We start from the raw sequence: 17777 nt of genomic DNA, 5'->3' as shown, positions 1-17777 counted from the left end.
TATATGAGAGTGTTAGTTTACCTGTGTGGCTATATGTTGTGTTTTTAGGCGTTCTTGATATAAAGATATAAAGATATAAAGACACACATATTGACGCATAAGTCAAATTGCCACTTAAACGAATTTTGATTGAAAATTGAATATTTGTGGATAGTTTTGTGGATAACTTTCATGTGCTCAACAGGTTTCTTGAATAAGTTGTATAAGTGAATAGTTTGGCTTGTTTTTGTTGGGTGGGTAATTAATGGCTAATCATTACATAAGCGCTCAGGGGCTTTTACAGGACGTTTTAGTTGTAATGCAGGCCTGTAGTGTGACTTTTATCACGTTAATGAAAAAATATTACTGTGCATAAGTTCGATAGTTGTTAGATAAGTGAGTTTTATTGATGGTTTTGATAATTGGTAATGGATATTACTGTGAGTTACGTCACGAAAATTGGGCTAAGATTACTTGGCGTTGATAAAATCGCAGAAATTAGAGGGGGTTACAAGTTCGTGCAAGAGGAATATAATAGATACCGCGAATGAAACAAAACCCTCGTAAGGGTTAACTTAGAGGGTTTCATTTGCAAAACGAAGGACTAGTAATTGATTTTCTCGCCGTAGGAAGTTGGAAAATCAAACCAGAGATGCTTCGATAGGTTTGTAGCCGCAATATACTTAAATAAGCATGTTATCTCAGTGATCGCGATCACAGAATAGTATGTGTGGTTAATTGCGTCAACAAGATCCGAATCTTTCGCTAGTCCATTTTCAATAGTCCTGTATAGGAGAAAATGGCATGAGATCCATCAGCCATAAAGCAGCCCCAGCGGGCTTTAAGTGGATTTACACACGTTTTCGTAGAGTTAGAAACTCAACAAGAGTGCTAGATGCCCATGAATATGGGTGGAAAGCGTGGTGTTTTTTGGTTCGTAGCGGAGGACGCAAGTAATGATTAGAATTTTTGTTCGACTCATCAAATTGCTTATCGAATTTGACCGTGAGTGGTTGATTCAAATCTAGTAAAAATAGCCCACCTAGTGTGGGCTTTTTTAGTTCTTGCTATTGTACATCTTATCGAAGTTTTTCTGATTCCAACCGACCATTACTTGATCACCGATCTTCAATACAGGGATAGAACGTGCGCCCATTGCTTGTAATTCTTTACGACCCCTTTCCATTTTCGCGTTTGTAAGGCGGTACTTGTAACCTTTAGAATCAAGGTAACGTTGAGCGTCCTTACAGTGAGGGCATTTATCAGCGACGTACAAAACTAATCTTTTCATTATAATGTTTCCCTTTTTCGAAAGTTATGCTTTTGCATTGGTCAGGCGGTATGGGTAGCCTTTAGAATCAAGATAGCGCTGCGCATCTTTGCAGTGCGGGCATTTGTCGGCGACATATAAAACAAGTCTTTTCATATTGAGCCTTTTTAAATCAGGGATGAAGAATTGGCTGGAGTATAGGCGAATAGCGCGTGTGCGACAATGATTCGAGTGATGCGCGCTGGTAATTGGGGTAAACTTAGCCGGTAATAGATTAAGTTGTTGAGTCACTATGAATCCCGTGCTGCGCTACATCCAAGGTTATCCCGACCATATTCTTACCCCAGTGTCGCAAATGCTTGAGTCTGGGCGTTTTTGCGCTTGGTTTGAAAAGCGCTATCCTGAGCGTCACAACATTCAAAGTGAAAAAGCCTTGTATGAATATACGATGGCGTTGAAAAATCAATACATGAAGAAAACCTCACCACTGAGCAAGGTGGTGTATGACAGTAAGATTCATCTCATCAATAATGCACTAGGCTTGCACACCTATACTGCCAAGGTACACGGTGGCAAGATCAAATCGAAAAACGAGATTCGCATTGCCAGCATGTTTAAAAATGCGCCCGAACCATTATTGCGTATGCTTGTCGTGCATGAACTTGCTCATTTGAAAGAGAAAGATCATAACAAATCTTTTTACCAACTTTGCTGCCATATGGAACCGGAATATCATCAATTGGAGCTGGATGCGCGTTTGTTTATGATTTATCGAGAACTGAAGTAACCAATTCGTTATGAGTAGAAATGAGAAGCCGCGTGATCAACGCGCCCCGATGCCGACTAAGAAATCCAAGCATTCATCAATGCGTCCGGCGCCCAAAGCGGCTAAAAGCGCCAAAGGCAAAAAGGGTGACAAACTGTTGTCGAGCGATGACACTAAAATTACCCAACTTAAAGGCCAACAAGGGCTGCATAAACGTAACGTTCATCAAGGACGTTATGACTTTGAACGTTTGGTGAAAGCACTTCCTGAGCTTGCTAAGTATGTGGTTAAAAATCCGGTAGGTGAAGCCACGATCCGCTTTGATGATCCGATGTCGGTGAAGCTGTTAAATAGGGCATTACTGGCTGAGCATTACAGTGTCACGCAGTGGGATATCCCTGAGGGATACTTGTGTCCACCTATTCCTGGCCGTGCTGATTACATTCATCGCTTAGCGGATCTGCTTTCCTCGGAAGCGCCAAAGATTAACCACAAGCTCATCAGAGCGCTGGATATTGGTGTCGGTGCTAATTGTATTTATCCCATTGTTGGCGCAACGCAATATGGTTGGCACTGTGTGGGTAGCGATGTTGATGTGGTGTCAGTGGAAAACTCAAACCGTATTGCCACTGAAAACACGGTATTAGTGGGCAAGGTTGAGTGTCGTCTGCAAAGTGACAGTGCTCATTTCTTCCAAGGAATTATTCAGCCAGGTGAATACTATGATGTGACAACGTGTAACCCACCATTTCATAGTTCATTAGAAGAAGCGCAAAAAGGCACCGAACGTAAAATTGCTAACTTGAATGCTCATAAAGCAAAGCGCGGCAATATGGTGCCAAATAAACCAAAACTCACGTTGGAAAAAAGCACCACGCTAAATTTTGGTGGTCAAAAAGCCGAATTATGGTGCCCGGGTGGCGAAGCGAGTTTTGTGAAGAATCTAGCGTTTGAGAGTGAAAAATTCGCTATGCAAGTTCTATGGTTTACTACCTTAATTTCTAAAAAAGAGAACGTGCGTTGGTTGTGTAAAAACTTGGAAAAAGTTGGCGCCAAGCAAGTGACTATTGTCGAGATGAGTCAAGGGCAAAAGATCAGTCGATTCGTGGCGTGGAGCTTTAAAGATAAGACTCAACGCGCAGCTTGGTTAGCGCTCAAATCGCGCTAATACTACGTATTCTTTATTCACCATTAAGCCCGCAGATTTAGCGGGCTTTTTTACAAGATTTCAATGGACTTAGCTGGTTGTTCATCAAGGTTAGTCAGTTGATGTTGGTATTTTTCTGCCAAATTTTCATTGCCGGCTTTGATTTCCAATTCAATCATCAAGGCCAAGGTTTCTGCCGTGGTCCCATGACTCGTCATGAATGTGATTAAACGCAAACGAGCATCCGAAAGTTTAAGTTGAGTTATTTCAAGCTTGGCGAGGTTGAGGAGTGAACGGCGACGTGTAGGCTCATATCCTAGCGCTTGGCTGAAATAAGTTATCGCTTTGTTTTTATTGCCAGATTTGAGCGCACACAAAGCAGCATTTTCATAGCTTGCTGATGTTGAGTAATAATATTCTTGGGCTACTGCTTGGTTAAAAAGCCAGTCTGCCTGCGCATAGTCACCTTGTTTGCACAAGAACGTGCCATAGTTGTTGAGCACGTCGCCATTATTTGGATGTATTGTGAGCGCTTGACGAAACATTTTCTGAGCACTGGCCATATCGCCCACGGTTTGATAGTAGTGGGCGAGCGAAAGTTGGGCTCGGTAAAAATTTGGCGCATGCTCTATCGCTTGCTCAAAATTACTTCTCGCTTTGGTTAATTGGCCTTGCCGTAAATAACCGATGCCTAATTCGATTCGAGCCTCCGCTTTTTGTTGAGCTGGCACTTTGAGTTCTGGTTTAGCGCCCGTTTCAACAGTGATACATGCCGGCAGAGTGATTAAGCTGATCGTGATGATCTTCACCCGCCATCGTTTGTTCACCAGTCTCATCTCAAGCTCCTATGTTTAGTGCTCTGTCATTGATTGGGGGGCAATTATAGCGGTGGATATGAGGATATAACTTGTGAGTAGCAACGTGAGTGCGAGGGGAATAGCAGCAAAAAATGTAAAAAAAGGCCATAGGAGATGGCCTTTTGAGAATGTTGTCGGTGTTTCTAATTCGCTGAGTTTAATCGTCTTTAGTAAAGTTGGCTTCGCTAAAGTGCTCAAGATCAAAGGGTGTTTGTTGGTAAACGCAGTAATTCAACCAGTTAGCAAACAGTAGGTGACCATGGCTACGCCAACTGGCGCGTGGGTTATTCTCAGGATCATTATTTGGATAGTAATTGACGGGCACAACAGGCTCCATGCCTTCATTACGATCTCTGACGTATTCATTGTGTAAGGTATGAGCATCGTATTCTGGATGTCCGGTAACAAATACGTTGCGTTTATCTTTGGTTGCGGCCAAGTACACGCCAGCAACATCAGACGTCGCAAGAATATCCATATCAGTATGTTCAGACAGATACTCTGATGAAAAATCAGCATAGCGTGAGTGGGGCGCTAAAAACTCATCATCAAAACCACGCAACAGCGAATGAAATGGCTGTTGTACTTGATGGCGATACACTCCTGACAATTTTTCTTTACGTGTGCGCTTTGGCAAATCGTAGAGCAATTTTAAGCCGGCTTGCGCCGCCCAGCAGACATACAGTGTTGAAGTCACATGCTCTTTGGCCCAGCTCATAATACTCTTCAAATGATCCCAGTAAATGACATCTTCAAACTGAACCAGACCAAGCGGTGCTCCGGTGATGATCATGCCATCGAAGTTACGTTGTTTGACCATTTCAAACTGACGGTAAAAGGTATCAAGATGTTGAGTTGGTGTGTTTTTACTTGGTCGATTATCAATACGTAGCAATTCAATGTCCACTTGCAATGGACTATTGGATAATAGGCGCAAAAATTGAGTTTCCGTCTCGATTTTTTTGGGCATTAGATTGAGGATCAATACTTTCAGCGGACGAATATTTTGTGTTGCAGCACGAGTTTCCGGCATTACAAAAATATTTTCTTCACGTAATACATCTGAAGCGGGTAATTGATCGGGGATCCTAATCGGCACAGCTTTCTCCCTAAAGCGCATTTGGACGTCTATACATCCAAAGTTACCTGAATCAATTTGAGATGTCGATAACAAATTTAAGTATAATTGTTGGCAGTTAAATAATAGGCCGTGGGCCAAAGTAGAAGTATGCCTAAATTAACATTGATTCGCGGTTTACCTGGTTCAGGAAAAAGCACTTTAGCTCAAACTTACCAAGCGGTGCATTTTGAGGCGGATATGTATTTCGAGTTGGCGACGGGCGAGTACCAGTTTGACCCTCTGCAATTGGAGGCTGCCCATCAATGGTGCCAGGCGCAAACGGAAGATGCCCTTAAAAATGGTCAAGATGTGGTGGTTTCTAACACGTTCGTTCGTCGTTGGGAAATTAAACCATATTATCAGATGGCGAAAAGGCTAGGGGCTGAACTTGAAGTGATTGAGGCTCTTGGTCAGTATCAAAATGTTCATGGCGTCTCGCCAGCGGTGATCGAAAAAATGCGCAGTCGATGGCAGTCATGGCAATAGGCCTATACGCTTACGGCGAAAGATAGCTAAATCTATGAATAAAAAATAGAGCGTGGTTGATTGACCACGCTTTATTTTTATTGCTAACCAGTTGCAGTGACAAGAAAGAACACTAGCTGTGTGGCGCTTTCTGTTTGCCTCGATGCACAGCCCAAACTGATAAGCCAAACCAAGCGATGGCTTGTAGCCAAAGCTGTGTGTAATGCGGTGCGACTTGTTGCCAATCAGCCCCCATTTGATTCAGTGCCAAAAACCCTTGAATGGCTGGCGTGCTCGGGAATAGGTTGGCAATCCAAACCACTACCGAAGGAATGGATTGTATTGGCCAAATAAATCCAGCGCTAAAAATTAATGGCATCGAGCTAATGAGCACGACCAGTGTCACCAATTCTCGACGAGGTAATATTTGCCCAAGCCATATACCAATGGCACAGGTAGCAATCAAAAATGGCAATAGCAAGGTCAATAACTGACAGATTGGCGCGAGTTGATTGATTCCGTACATACTAAAACTGCCACCAAAGTAATACATACTGAGTAAGTAGTAGATTACGACCAAGATAATAGTTCGCACACAGGTCAATTGAAGTGCAGACGCATGGCTCCAATAACCAGTGCCATGTTTTTGCGTTCCTCCGAGTAACCCTGCCGCCATCGCCAGCGTTTGCTGCAGAATCAAGACAAATACCGCAGGTACAACGTAATCAACATAGCCCATTCGTGGATTGAAAGTGGGCTTCATATTGAGTTTGCTTGGTGCGTATTGGTTTACCGCCTGTTCTATTGGCGTACCTTCAAGGACTAACTTACTTACGGTCGTTTTGGCGGCAAGAGTTCCGCCAGCTTGTGCAAGTCCTTCTACGATGGTGCCGTAAACTAAAAAGTATGAAGCGTCTCCGGCATATGCCAGTGTTGGGCTCTTACCCATTAATAAATCTTTATAGAAATGTTCAGGAATAACTAAAATGCCACTGACGTCGCCGTTCAAAAACGCCTTTTTTGCGCCGATGATTGAGCTATCTCTGCGAATAATGGTGACTTGGGGCGTCGCATCGACCATGCGTTCGAGCTGGTAACTGGTTTGACTCAGATCCAAATTCACCACAGTGATTTTTTGCTCTAAAGGGGTTTGATTGCTATAGGGCAACGGGTATAAGAAGGAATAAAAAACCACGCCCCCAAATACCGTTAACATGACGACGGGATTGGTCAGCAGCGCTTTTATTTCAGCTTTAATTAATGACCATAAACTCATGCTGTTTGCTCCTGTTTTAAGTGCTTTTTCACCAGCACAAGAGTGAGCAACAATGGCAGGGCATAGCCAAACATTGGTAACAGTTCATTGATCGCAACTGGCCATGGTTCACCGTAACTGACTTGGTTGACTTGCAGTTCGATGTAGTGGCTGATGGGTAATAAACTGCGCCAGATTTGCGCCAAACTATTCATATCCGTGACTGGAAAGGTAATCCCCATGAATGCAAAGCTAGGCGCGGTGAAAGCGCCAGCGAAGCTCATCGCACGAGCAGGATCGAGTGTCATGAAAAAGAAGAAGCTTCCCATGATCATGCAGGCAATAGCAGTAATGATTTGACCGACTAAGAGTAACAACAAACTGCCGTTCATTGGCCATTTTAAGCCAATATAAAACCAACACAAAAAGGCAAAACCTTGTAGAACGAAAACAGGCAAGTAGGGCGCCAATGTGGTTAGGATTTTATTCGCGGGTTGATCTCCTAGCCAAGGTCGTAAACCTCGCATGCGGTGATTGGCCGTCAAAATCAAAATGGTACTCACGACAACAACAATTTGCCACAGTGCAGGCACCACCGCTGAAACTAAAAACTGCGCATAGTTGCTATTTTTGTTAAACAGCGGCGTTATTTGAGTGCGAATAGGCACTGCATTAGCCATTGCGCTAGCAATGGTTTGGTTACCCTGCGCAAGATTATGCATTGTGGTGACTTGAGCGTTAAACGTCCCTTGGGCTTGAACAAATGCCGAATTCATCAACTTACCGATCAAGATCGTCTGGCTGTTATAAAATACGGAAACTTGTGGCATTAACCCTTTATAGACATCACTGTCAAAATTACTTGGGATCACTGCATAGGCATAAATGTTGCCTTCGACTAACGACTGTTTGGCTTGTTCTACACTTTGGAGTTGTTCAACGACCGCCATACTTGAGGACGCGTCATAATAGCGCGTTAACGTTTGAGACATTTCACTGTGGGACAAATCAACCACGGCAATAGGCAAGTCGCGCGCGATTCCTTGTGAAAATACCGCCCATATCGACAGTGCCAATACGATTGGCAACCAAGTTAAACAGGAGAATAACCAGCCGTCTCGCCGAACAATTTGCCATTGGCTGATAGTGTGTGAATTGCTTGTCATTACAATTCAACCGCTACGCTCATGCCCATACGAAGATCCACATCCTTACTCGTAGGACGAGCTTCTACTTCAAAGGTACGTAAATCGAAACCTTGCGAAGCATCTGTTGAGCGCCATGTTGCGAAATCGCCCATAACGGCAATGTGAGTAACCGTAAACTCGACATTTTTATCTAAAGCGGGGAGGTAAGCGTTAAATGTTGAACCTTTTTTAAAGTGTTTTAACCAATCTTCACGAACATTTAAAACCGCCCATGAATCTTGTCTATCGACCACCGTAACCACAGGGAAACCTTGAGGGGCAAGCTCACCACTTTGCAACAGCACCTGTGACACTTCACCGTTAAACCAACTATTTACTTGAGTATCGGCGGCAAAAGCTTCCACTTCGGCCACGGCACCTGCGGCCATGCGCTCTTTTTCTGCTGCGGCGACTTTGGTTTCGTCGCGAGCGCCTTCTTTAGCCATTTGATACATTTGGAAAGCGGCACTTTGCGTATATTTTGCGGCTTGCCATTGGGTTTGGGCTTCATCACGTTTTTGCTCCGCTACAACACCGTCTTGATAGAGGTTATTGACGCGAAGGTAGGTCTTTTCTGCAAGAGCCTGGGCGGCACTGGCTTTTTTCCATTGATCTTTGGCGGCTTGAATTTGTTGACTGCGAGCGCCTTTTTCCGCTTCTTTTGCAAGTGCCCCCGCGGCTTTTTGGCCGGCTTTTGCTTGCTCTAGTTTGGCTTCTATTTCAGGACTATGGATGGTAAAGATAAGTTGATCTTTGGTGACGATGTCACCTTTTCTTACTAATACTTGGTCAATTCGTCCCGCAACTTTCGACGAAATTGTGTATTGCTGAGATTCAATCTGACCTTGCAGATGAATTGGCTTTGGTTGATAGGCTTGATAGAAGCTGTACCCAACCCAAGATGATAGTGCGATTGCGACCGCTGAAAGTACCAGTGTTTTTTTGTTTTTCATGTGTATTCCTTACCAGCTTTTGGTCGCAATTGCGGTGTGTTGATATTGAGGGAAACTGTTCATTTGGTTCGACAGGGCTAATAATTTAGCTAATGAAATTAGATAGTTGAAACTAGCAGCTGCGCGTTGTGTTTGGATGCTGGCAAGGTAGAGTTGAGCATCGACGACATCGGTCGAAGTGGAAAGGCCTTGGCTAAATCCTTTGTCACGTAGCTTAAGATTCTCTTTGGCCAGCGCTAAGCTAGAAGCCAAACCGACTACTTCTTCTTGAGCTTGTTGTGCTTCTAGATAGGTTTTGTTGACCAAAACAGAAAGGTCTTGTCTGGCTTGCGCCTTAAGATATTTCACTTGAGTAACGGCACTGTGAGCTGCTTGCACATGTTCACTGCGACCACTGTTGTCTATTAGCGGGATATTTACGCCAACACCGACTAACCAGTCAGGCTTCATTTGGCTAGCCAGCGAGTCATCCTCATGCAGGCTGTAATCACCGTACAAGTATACTTCGGGGTAGTATTTACCTTGTTCAGCTTTGATCAAGCTGTTGGCTTGTTTCTCTTTTGCGTCGAGTAAATCAAGGCCCGGATAGGTCGCGAGGGTTTGCTCAATAAAAGCGCTCAATGGTGGCAAATTGTCATTAATGAATAGGTGATCACGTGGCTCTATTTGTGTCGATTGATTTAATATTTCGCTTAATGCCGATTGTGCAATGACCAGCGTTTTTTGGGCTTTTTTACGTTCAACGCTTGCTTTGTCGAGAGCCGCCTCGGCCTGCAGTCGTTCAACGCGGGCAATTTGCCCCTGTTGCTCTAACTTGAGGGCGTTATTCCGATGTTTGGTTAGGCCTTGTTCCACTAATTGGCGGGTATGCACCACTTCTTCGGCGAGTAAAACACTAAAGTAGTATTTGCTCAGATCTTCATAACGCGCTTGTGTTTCCATTGCTAGCTGGCTGGCTGCTTCGTCAGTTTTGCCTTCTGCTGCACTTTGCGCAGCGCTAATTCGCCCACCGGTAAAAATAGGCCAAATAGCACGAATCGAAGAGCTAAAGATATCGCGTTCTGAGATGGTAGAAGTGACAGAGCCGAGGCCGGAAACTAATTGGCCAATAGGACCTGGTAGCACCGGAAGATGTGCGCCGGTGCTATCAAATAATTGTTTACCTGAAACGCTTACATCTTGATCCAATCGTGTGTAATTTGCTCCGACAGTCACTTTCGGCAGATTGAGGCTATCACTGGCATCTTGCAGGTACTGATAGCGCTCAAGATTGGCACGTTGAGCGGCAATTGAATTGTTGTCTTTTTGCAGCAATAGCCACGCTTCATCAAAACTGATTTCGGCACTGTGTGCTTGTGGCGCTAATGTGACACAGCTGATTAGCATTGAAAGGGAACGCAATTTCATGACAAATGCTCAGGGAAATAATTTAGAGTATATACTCTAAATTGGTGTGCATCAATGTGTACGCTCGACGTTAATTACATAAATGTGAGAGTTTTGTTGCACTTATAGGCAATTTATAACGAATGGAATGTTGAACTTTTGTGCGGTTAGTTGAATACTAGATTAGTATTATATCAGGCTACGTATCTAACTAGGATGATTAGACGTACGCCATGAGCTTAATACAATAAAAACAATAAATGTAAGCAAAATAACAATGACTTACCTGATTGATGCCAAAGGAGGGCAAAGATCACGATGAAGAGTTCGTCAAAACCGGCTAGAAAATTTTCCATTCGCTTTACTGTCGCTAGTATGTTTCTGTTTGCAACTGTCATTACCGCGATATTTGCAATTAGTTTGCAGTACTACTTTAGCCGTCAAATGGCTGAAGAGCATGTACTTTCTAAATTGACCATGGCCAGTTCTGAAATTAGCGATTACATCCAGCAAATAGATGTCAATGCCACCAGCAGCGCCCAAATTTTACGGACGGTTTCAACGGCCGCAGAACAGAAATTTAGCGAGAAAGAAATTCGCGACATTTTTATACAGGTACTGACAGACAATCCATTGTTTTACAGCCTCTACTATGGTGACAAACAAGAAGACTTTTATCAGATTATTAATTTAGCTTCGTCACCGATTGTACGTACTCGCCTCGATGCGGTGGATAAAGATCGTTGGGTCATTATCAAGATAAAAGGAGAAGGAGATGAGAGAATACGCACTACGGAGTATTACACTGATACGCTCAAACGTACCAGAATCATTTCCCAGCACAGTAATTACTTCCCCTCCCAGCGACCTTGGTACCATTCCGCGACGAATAAAGCGGTGTATAAAACAGACCCGTATTTGTTCAAGCACTTAAAGATTACCGGACAAACTTATTCTATTCGGAGTAAAAACTCCGTGATTGGCGTGGATATCGTTCTATCATCATTGAGCTCTAAAATTAGCGCTGATGCGATGGACATCCACGGTGGGGACGGGATTGAAGCATTTCTGTTTAATCATAACGGTGAAGTGATTGCCTCAAATGTAGCGCAAAAAGCAGTAATGAACGTTCCATCGGGTGCTCCGATGAAACTCAGCGATCAGCAGATTCGTGATGTACAACATTCGGCAGCTCTGTCTCTAATCAAAATAACTGGGGACCATACGATTTTGCACAAGCCGGGGAACCAAAAGGCTATGCCATTGATCAGTTGAAGATTGTGTCGCAAATGACAGGGTTGAAATTTGAGTTCATCAATGGTTTTGATAGCCAAGGCTTAGTGAATAAGTTTAATCAAGGGCAACTGGATATCATCCATTCAATGGGGAGCCAAGGGAGCCTCAGCAATGCAAGCCCCGGAGCCAAAATGTATTCAGCCTCGCTTGGGATCGCCTCATTGCAGGGAGCTGGCTTGCCTACGAGTTTGTCTGAATTGCAGCAAAGTAAAATTGTGGTGATTGAAGGGCGGGGAATTGAGCAAGTTTTACGACAAGCACAACCTGTATTGAATATTGAAACCGTTGCTGATTTTACCCAGGCGAAAGAGACGTTGCTAACGGGAAAAGTCGATTTCGTTATTGATGGTTATTTGGCTTTAAGTGAGTTGCAGAGGGCGGCCAATGCTCAAAGCATAATCGTAGGTACTTTAAGCGACTTTAACTATGTTGATTTTAGTCTTTATCTTAACCAATCGAATGCGCATTTGTTGCCGATGATAGAGATGGCATTAAAGCAGTTTACCCCGCAACAAAAAAAGGCGTTGCAGTTAAAATGGCTTGATGACAGCAAATCTAAAGCGGGATTCCTGCCTTATCCTGAGTTGTTTAATTTATCGCAAGAACGTGCGCAATATAACAAGATGGTTTCCTCGCAAAGCGGCAAGCATTTCCTCTATGTTACGCCAGTGTCTAATAGCGGTGCACAAGAGTATTTTGCGGTTGTGGTTCCTACCAGTGTGATTACCCAAAAAGTGGTCGATAGACTCGTTACGTCGATCAGCATAACCATTGGAATCATGCTTGCTTTGCTGCCGATTGCTTGGGTGTTCGGCTCGCCGATTGTTCAACCGATCAGTCAATTGAGAGGCGAAACACAACGTATCAAGCAGCGATTGTTTAGCCAAGTACGCCCAGTAGAGACGCGCATAAAAGAAGTACATGAACTGTCGCAATCGATTGTGGATATGGCGAGTGAAATTGAACGGCACCAGAAGGAAAGAGAGGCGTTTATTGATGCGTTTATCTGTTTGATTGCCCAAGCGATCGATGATAAATCACCATACACAGCAGGCCATTGTAATCGAGTTCCCGAATTAGGCATGATGCTCGCAAAAATTGCAGAGGAAACAGAGTCAGGTAAGTTTAAAGATTTTTGTTTTAACAGCGATGATGAAAGGCGTGAGTTCAGAATTGCAGCGTGGTTGCATGATTGTGGCAAGATCACGACGCCGGAACATGTTGTAGATAAGGGCACTAAGCTTGAAGCTAACTACAATCGAATTCATGAAGTTCGGACTCGTTTTGAAGTCCTTTGGCGTGATGCAGAAATTGAATACCTACGCTCTCTATTAGACAATACGACCGATAAAGCCAGTGCGTTCGAAAAGTTACATCATCGTCAATCTGAATTGAAACAAGATTTTGAATTTGTCGCTCAAGCGAATGTCGGCGGTGAATTTATGAGTGAAGATAAAATCCAAAGAATAAAGAGCATCGCTAAGCAAACATGGTTACGTCATTTCGATAATCGTCTGGGATTGTCACCTTTTGAAGAGTTGAGCAAAGTACCCCCACAGGGTAGCTTGCCAGTGGTAGAAGATTTATTGGCAGATAAAGCTGAGCATATTATTCACCGCGTACGTCAAATTGAGTTTGAAGAACAACACGGCATTAAAATGGAAGTGCCAGAGCACCAATATAATTATGGTGAGGTGTATAACTTAACGATTTCTCGCGGTACGTTAACACCGGAAGATAGATTTAAGATCAATGAACACATGATCAGTGGCATTAAGATGCTCGAAGCATTGCCATTTCCACCTGAACTATCCAATGTGCCTCGTTTTGCATCGACTCACCATGAAACCATGGATGGTAGAGGTTATCCAAGAAAGCTTAAGGCGGCAGATTTGTCGATGCCAGAACGGATTCTAGTGATTGCAGATATCTTTGAAGCATTGACGGCGGCAGATAGACCATACAAGAAGGCAAAACCGTTTAGTGTTGCGATCGATATAATGCATAAGATGGCACTGGATAATCACATTGATCACGAGTTGTTCTTGTTGTTCTTAACCAGCGGTGGGTTCCAGCAGTATGCAGAGCAGTTCTTACCGCCGGAGCAAATCGATAAGGTTGATATGAGTAAATATATTCAATCAACACAATTGGTCTAAGTAGCCAAAAATAAAAGAGAAACTAAAAAGGAGCAATCAATGCTCCTTTTTTGTGCCTGCATAATGGCGATTGCTTCTCATCATGGTCACCTGATTGTAAGATTTGGTGTGAATAGTAGCGGTTTTAATTGATTGTCATGCCGCTTCCTAGCAAACTGAGAGCACTTAGAACTCATAGACATACGTATCAGTGATTACCATCGCCCCAGCCCGCGAAAGCGACTTATATGCGCTGAATGAATTGATGTATCAGTTGCATCATGAGCATTATATTCAAGCACCAGACAGTTTTAAAACCGCTGAAGAGATTGAACAAGAGAAGAGTATCGCTCGCTATCTTGATAACCCTGACTGCCTCGTTTTTGTTGCTGAGAACGAGAGCCAAGTGGTTGGATTTATCACAGGTCATTTTTGTGAATTGATTTCAACCGTCAGTAAACCTGTTCAAATGGGAAGCATCGATGAACTGTATGTGCTGCCTGAATTTCGTAAACAAAATATTGCCCAACAGCTCTATTTGACGCTCGAAAAACGTTTGTACGAATATGGAGTAAAAGAAGTGTTTGTTGAAGTTTGGAATTTCAACACTAGCGCTTGTCAATTTTACTTCAAATCGGGTTTTGAGCACCACATCCACTGGTTAAGAAAGTCAATTCAATGAAGAAGAGATCATTTGTCACGTATTGGGGATTATTTGTTTGTTTGGTCATCTCCCTTTTTCATAGCGCACAGGTTTTTGCCCAGCCCAAAGGCGCTGTTTGTATTATTAATGCCGACCAGCAAATTGTGGTGGTCGATGAAATTTTGACAGGAAAAGTGTCGTTACCTGCAGGGACTGTGGGGGATAATGAACCGCCGCAGCTTGCGGCACAACGAGAAGCTTGGGAAGAAACTGGATTGGTCGTCACTGTTGGTAAAGAGCTGGGACGCAATGAGAGCGCTGTATTTTATCAATGTGTTTCAGATTCGGACATTATCGCGTTTCAGCATCAAAGCTTGTCTGGTGGACGTGTGTTACCCAATTGGTTTGCTCCTCACTATGGTATAGAAGTATCGGCATCTCGTTTAATTGATCCAGCGGCTCTTAATCCAAAAGATTACCGCTATCCTGAGCAATGGGCTTTGGTTCAAGCGTTGTTCTCACAAACGGAATCGCAACCAGTGAGTTACGTGAGTAATTTGTTTGATGCTGCGCCGAGTTACAGCCAAATCGAATTGAAATGGATTGTCTCAATGCAATCTTGGGTCGGCAATCTTGCACCTACAATTTCTCAGTTTGTGGATAGCTTTTTGTTGACTGGGCTTGTTTTTACCTCTAGCTGGTGGTTGTTGTTATTGCTTCCAGCCAGTTACGCCTATTTTCAACGCGATTTTACTCTTAAACTGCTGTTTACTTTGATTGTAGCCTCGCTTTTGGTGCAGGTGGGGCAACTTGGTTTTGCCCAACCAAGGCCATTTGTGTATCTTCCGCTACTTGAGAAGGGGACCGGAGTAGGTTTTAGCTTGCCAAATCTCGCGCTCGCACTTTGGGCTGTAGCGGTGACACTGCTTTTAAAACGTGGCGGATTATGGGGTTGGAACAAAATCGCGATATTTAGTGTCGCGATTCTAGTCTGGCTATCAACTGCGCTGGTTTATAGTGCGAGTGCCTTTGTATTGGATTGTTTTGCTGGACTGTTGCTTGGTTGGCTGTGTGCTTGGCATATGACGCGCTTAGATAAGCAAATTGGTAAAGAGAGCGAGAAACTATTCTATGCTAAAGGCGTCTGGCTCCTTGCCATGGGGGCGAGCGGTATTTTGTTGCTATGGTGGCAAACGCCTTCACTGTTGACGTTGGCAATGACCACGACATTAATGTTAATCGTGATATTGTTTGCTGGTTTGCCTGAACGAGTTACGCTAGCTTCAATGATTCGGTTAGTTTTACTACTGGTTATTACATGGATAGGATTAGAGGCATTACATACCCAGCTAGATAGCAGTAATTTGCATTCACTATTGGTGGAGGTGATGCGCTGGCCAATGTTGGTACTCGTTTCTGTCGGATATTTGAAAATCGATAAAACAAAGGCCTAGCATTGCTAGGCCTTTGGCTATTTAGAGCACGGTTAACATTTGAATTGTGAAACTAACTGATCTAGTTGTTCACACTGCTGATTGAGCGTGCCAATTTTATGTTCAGCTTGTCTCACAATATCAACAACTTCAGAGCTGTTGGTTGCTATGCGAACGATGTTTTCTGTTACTTGTTCACTGACTTCGCTTTGTTGAATTGCGGCAGCAGCAATGTGAGTATTCATATCACTCATACTTGAAATAGCCGTTAAGATAGCTTGCAGTGATTGACTAGCTTGTCCTGCCGTCTCAATGGTGCTTTCACTGCTATGGCGGCTTGATTCCATGACACTTACCGCTTGTTGAGCGCCTTGCTGCAATTTTTCAATCATGTTGTGAATTTCACCCGTGCTCTGTTGCGTGCGACTGGCGAGTGAACGCACTTCATCAGCAACTACAGCAAAACCACGACCTTGTTCACCGGCACGAGCCGCTTCAATAGCCGCGTTCAGTGCCAACAAGTTAGTTTGTTCCGCGATACCACGAATCACATCTAGCACCGATGCAATATTGCCTACGTCAGCATCAAGATCATGGATAACACTGCTGGCTTTTTCAATGTCAGCGGCAAGATCACGAATTGAATTGACCGTTTTATCTAAGGTTTGATTCGTCGACTGAACTTCTAAGTCGGCATTTTGACTCGCTTTTGCCGCTTCGTTGGCATTGTCGCTGACCACACCGCTGGTTGCTTGCATTTCGCTTACTGCTGTTGAAACCAATTCGCTTTCTTGGTTTTGCAGCGTGGTTTGCGATGCGATCGTTTGAGAAAGGTTAACCAGACTACTCAGTTCGCTTCTCACTGAGGCATTTGTCGCCACGACTTGTTGAATGGTCGCGCGTATTTTGGAGACAAATTGGTTGAAGCTCTTGGCTAATTGACCAATCTCGTCATTCGATTTTGACTCAATGGTTTGATTTAGATTGCCTTCGCCTGAGGCGATTTCGCTCATCGCGTGTTGGATATCTTCGATAGGTTTAACGATTGCGCGAATCAGAATAAAGCAGGTTGCAATGGCCAGTAAGATGACCACCAGTGTGCCAAGCTGTAACCACAGCTCTCCTTTGGCCGCCGCTTTATTGATGTCGCTTTGCATTTCAATTTTTTTTGCGTCAACGAGATCTTTAACCACGTTAAGCTGTTTGCGCGCTGCGACAAATTGTTGCTCGTAAATCGCTTTATTTTGTTGGTAGATTGGAATCCATTCTGCTTGTGGGTTAGCGAGCAATGATTCGTAACTTGCCAGCCATTTATTACCCGATGCCACCAATTTGTCTATTTCTATCGTCGCAGATTTTGGTAATACGCCTGCGTCAACGACGTCTTGGATTTTTTGCATCCGAGGTATTGCTTTGTATGCATTATCTTCATATTCAAAGTGATTGAAATCAATAGCTTCTTGAGAGTCTTCCGCCAAAGCGATGCCTTGGATTGCAGAAGTCGCTTGGTAGAGATCTCGATAGGCGTCTTCAATCGTAAATAAGGCAGGCATCACGACCTGGTTCAGGTCATCGGTAAGCTTACTTTGTTGATGAGATACGGTGATATTAAAAACCGAACTTGCTGTAAACAGGGCAATGATCCCGACTAGAGGTAGGGTGATCTTTTGTTTTACGGTTAAATTGCGCAGCATTTATTTGTCCTTGATTAAAATAAGCATGAGCATGCTTATCTTAGCGCGTTTAAAATTTTGAATCTTGTAGGAAAAAAACATTAATGAACAAAATATCATAATCGTATCAATAACATATACTAATGTGGAGGCTGTATTAAGCTCTGCGTCGTATTTTGTGCGGTATAAGCTTGAGTAATAACAGCATT

At 43.6% G+C, this 17777-nt stretch carries 13 protein-coding genes and 2 pseudogenes; 6 read left to right on the top strand and 9 right to left on the bottom strand.

The features are described 5' to 3' along the window. Nucleotides 1-1036: 1036 nt before the first annotated feature. Both RH85_RS11045 and RH85_RS22310 read right to left on the bottom strand, forming a co-directional pair. Nucleotides 1037-1270 carry a glutaredoxin family protein gene (locus tag RH85_RS11045; protein WP_006712320.1) on the bottom strand — a complete coding sequence of 78 codons (234 nt, stop codon included), beginning with the start codon at nt 1268-1270 and terminating at the stop codon, nt 1037-1039. Nucleotides 1271-1300: 30 nt separating this feature from the next. Continuing rightward, nucleotides 1301-1405: pseudogene (locus RH85_RS22310) on the bottom strand (glutaredoxin family protein); the annotation flags it as partial. 136 nt (nt 1406-1541) lie between these two features. Here RH85_RS22310 and RH85_RS11040 point away from each other — a divergent pair. Together RH85_RS11040 and rlmF are read left to right on the top strand one after the other, a co-directional pair. Further along, complete coding sequence (locus RH85_RS11040) at nt 1542-2036, top strand: M48 metallopeptidase family protein (protein ID WP_006712319.1); 495 nt, start codon at nt 1542-1544, stop codon at nt 2034-2036. Between the two features lie 10 nt (nt 2037-2046). Continuing rightward, on the top strand, nt 2047-3183 hold the full coding sequence (rlmF, locus tag RH85_RS11035) for a 23S rRNA (adenine(1618)-N(6))-methyltransferase RlmF (protein ID WP_006712318.1): 1137 nt from the start codon (nt 2047-2049) through the stop codon (nt 3181-3183). Between the two features lie 50 nt (nt 3184-3233). Here the strand turns inward: rlmF and pilW are convergent, their stop codons facing one another. Next, the gene (gene pilW / locus RH85_RS11030; protein WP_006712317.1) at nt 3234-3998 is read right to left on the bottom strand and encodes a type IV pilus biogenesis/stability protein PilW; all 765 of its coding nucleotides are present in this window, start codon (nt 3996-3998) and stop codon (nt 3234-3236) included. A 178-nt stretch (nt 3999-4176) separates the two neighbouring features. Continuing rightward, entirely contained in the window at nt 4177-5118 is a 942-nt protein-coding gene (gene metA, locus RH85_RS11025; RefSeq protein WP_006712316.1) for a homoserine O-acetyltransferase MetA, read from the bottom strand. Between the two features lie 129 nt (nt 5119-5247). On the opposite strand from metA, the gene RH85_RS11020 reads away from it, so the two are divergent. Continuing rightward, complete coding sequence (locus RH85_RS11020; protein ID WP_006712315.1) at nt 5248-5625, top strand: ATP-binding protein; 378 nt, start codon at nt 5248-5250, stop codon at nt 5623-5625. 112 nt (nt 5626-5737) lie between these two features. Here RH85_RS11020 and RH85_RS11015 read toward each other — a convergent pair whose 3' ends face one another. Genes RH85_RS11015 through RH85_RS11000 form a run of 4 tightly spaced genes read right to left on the bottom strand, consistent with a single transcriptional unit; the run spans nt 5738 to nt 10406 of the window. After that, nucleotides 5738-6880 carry an ABC transporter permease gene (locus RH85_RS11015; protein WP_006712314.1) on the bottom strand — a complete coding sequence of 381 codons (1143 nt, stop codon included), beginning with the start codon at nt 6878-6880 and terminating at the stop codon, nt 5738-5740. Continuing rightward, nucleotides 6877-8025, bottom strand: a complete 1149-nt coding sequence (locus RH85_RS11010; protein ID WP_006712313.1) for an ABC transporter permease — start codon at nt 8023-8025, stop codon at nt 6877-6879. Before RH85_RS11010 ends, RH85_RS11015 begins: the two co-directional genes overlap by 4 nt. Next, on the bottom strand, nt 8025-8999 hold the full coding sequence (locus tag RH85_RS11005) for an HlyD family secretion protein (RefSeq protein ID WP_006712312.1): 975 nt from the start codon (nt 8997-8999) through the stop codon (nt 8025-8027). The genes RH85_RS11010 and RH85_RS11005 overlap by 1 nt, the downstream gene beginning before the upstream one ends. A gap of 9 nt (nt 9000-9008) precedes the next feature. Beyond that, complete coding sequence (locus tag RH85_RS11000) at nt 9009-10406, bottom strand: TolC family protein (protein WP_039948964.1); 1398 nt, start codon at nt 10404-10406, stop codon at nt 9009-9011. A 297-nt stretch (nt 10407-10703) separates the two neighbouring features. On the opposite strand from RH85_RS11000, the pseudogene RH85_RS10995 reads away from it, so the two are divergent. The 3 genes and pseudogenes from RH85_RS10995 (at nt 10704) to RH85_RS10985 (ending at nt 15916) form a co-directional block, all read left to right on the top strand. After that, nucleotides 10704-13840, top strand: a pseudogene (locus tag RH85_RS10995) (HD domain-containing phosphohydrolase). A 190-nt stretch (nt 13841-14030) separates the two neighbouring features. Beyond that, nucleotides 14031-14501, top strand: coding sequence for a GNAT family N-acetyltransferase (locus RH85_RS10990; protein ID WP_006712310.1), 471 nt, complete (start codon nt 14031-14033; stop codon nt 14499-14501). After that, nucleotides 14498-15916, top strand: a complete 1419-nt coding sequence (locus RH85_RS10985; protein WP_006712309.1) for an NUDIX domain-containing protein — start codon at nt 14498-14500, stop codon at nt 15914-15916. The genes RH85_RS10990 and RH85_RS10985 overlap by 4 nt, the downstream gene beginning before the upstream one ends. A 32-nt stretch (nt 15917-15948) precedes the next feature. Here RH85_RS10985 and RH85_RS10980 read toward each other — a convergent pair whose 3' ends face one another. Then, nucleotides 15949-17589, bottom strand: a complete 1641-nt coding sequence (locus RH85_RS10980; RefSeq protein ID WP_006712308.1) for a methyl-accepting chemotaxis protein — start codon at nt 17587-17589, stop codon at nt 15949-15951. Nucleotides 17590-17777: the final 188 nt, after the last annotated feature.

Origin of the sequence: Vibrio ichthyoenteri ATCC 700023, assembly GCF_000222605.1 — a bacterium.
Taxonomy (GTDB): Bacteria; Pseudomonadota; Gammaproteobacteria; order Enterobacterales; family Vibrionaceae; genus Vibrio; species Vibrio ichthyoenteri.
The sequence above is the reverse complement of the archived record's forward strand: the minus strand, read 5'-3'. Positions and strand labels throughout refer to the sequence as shown.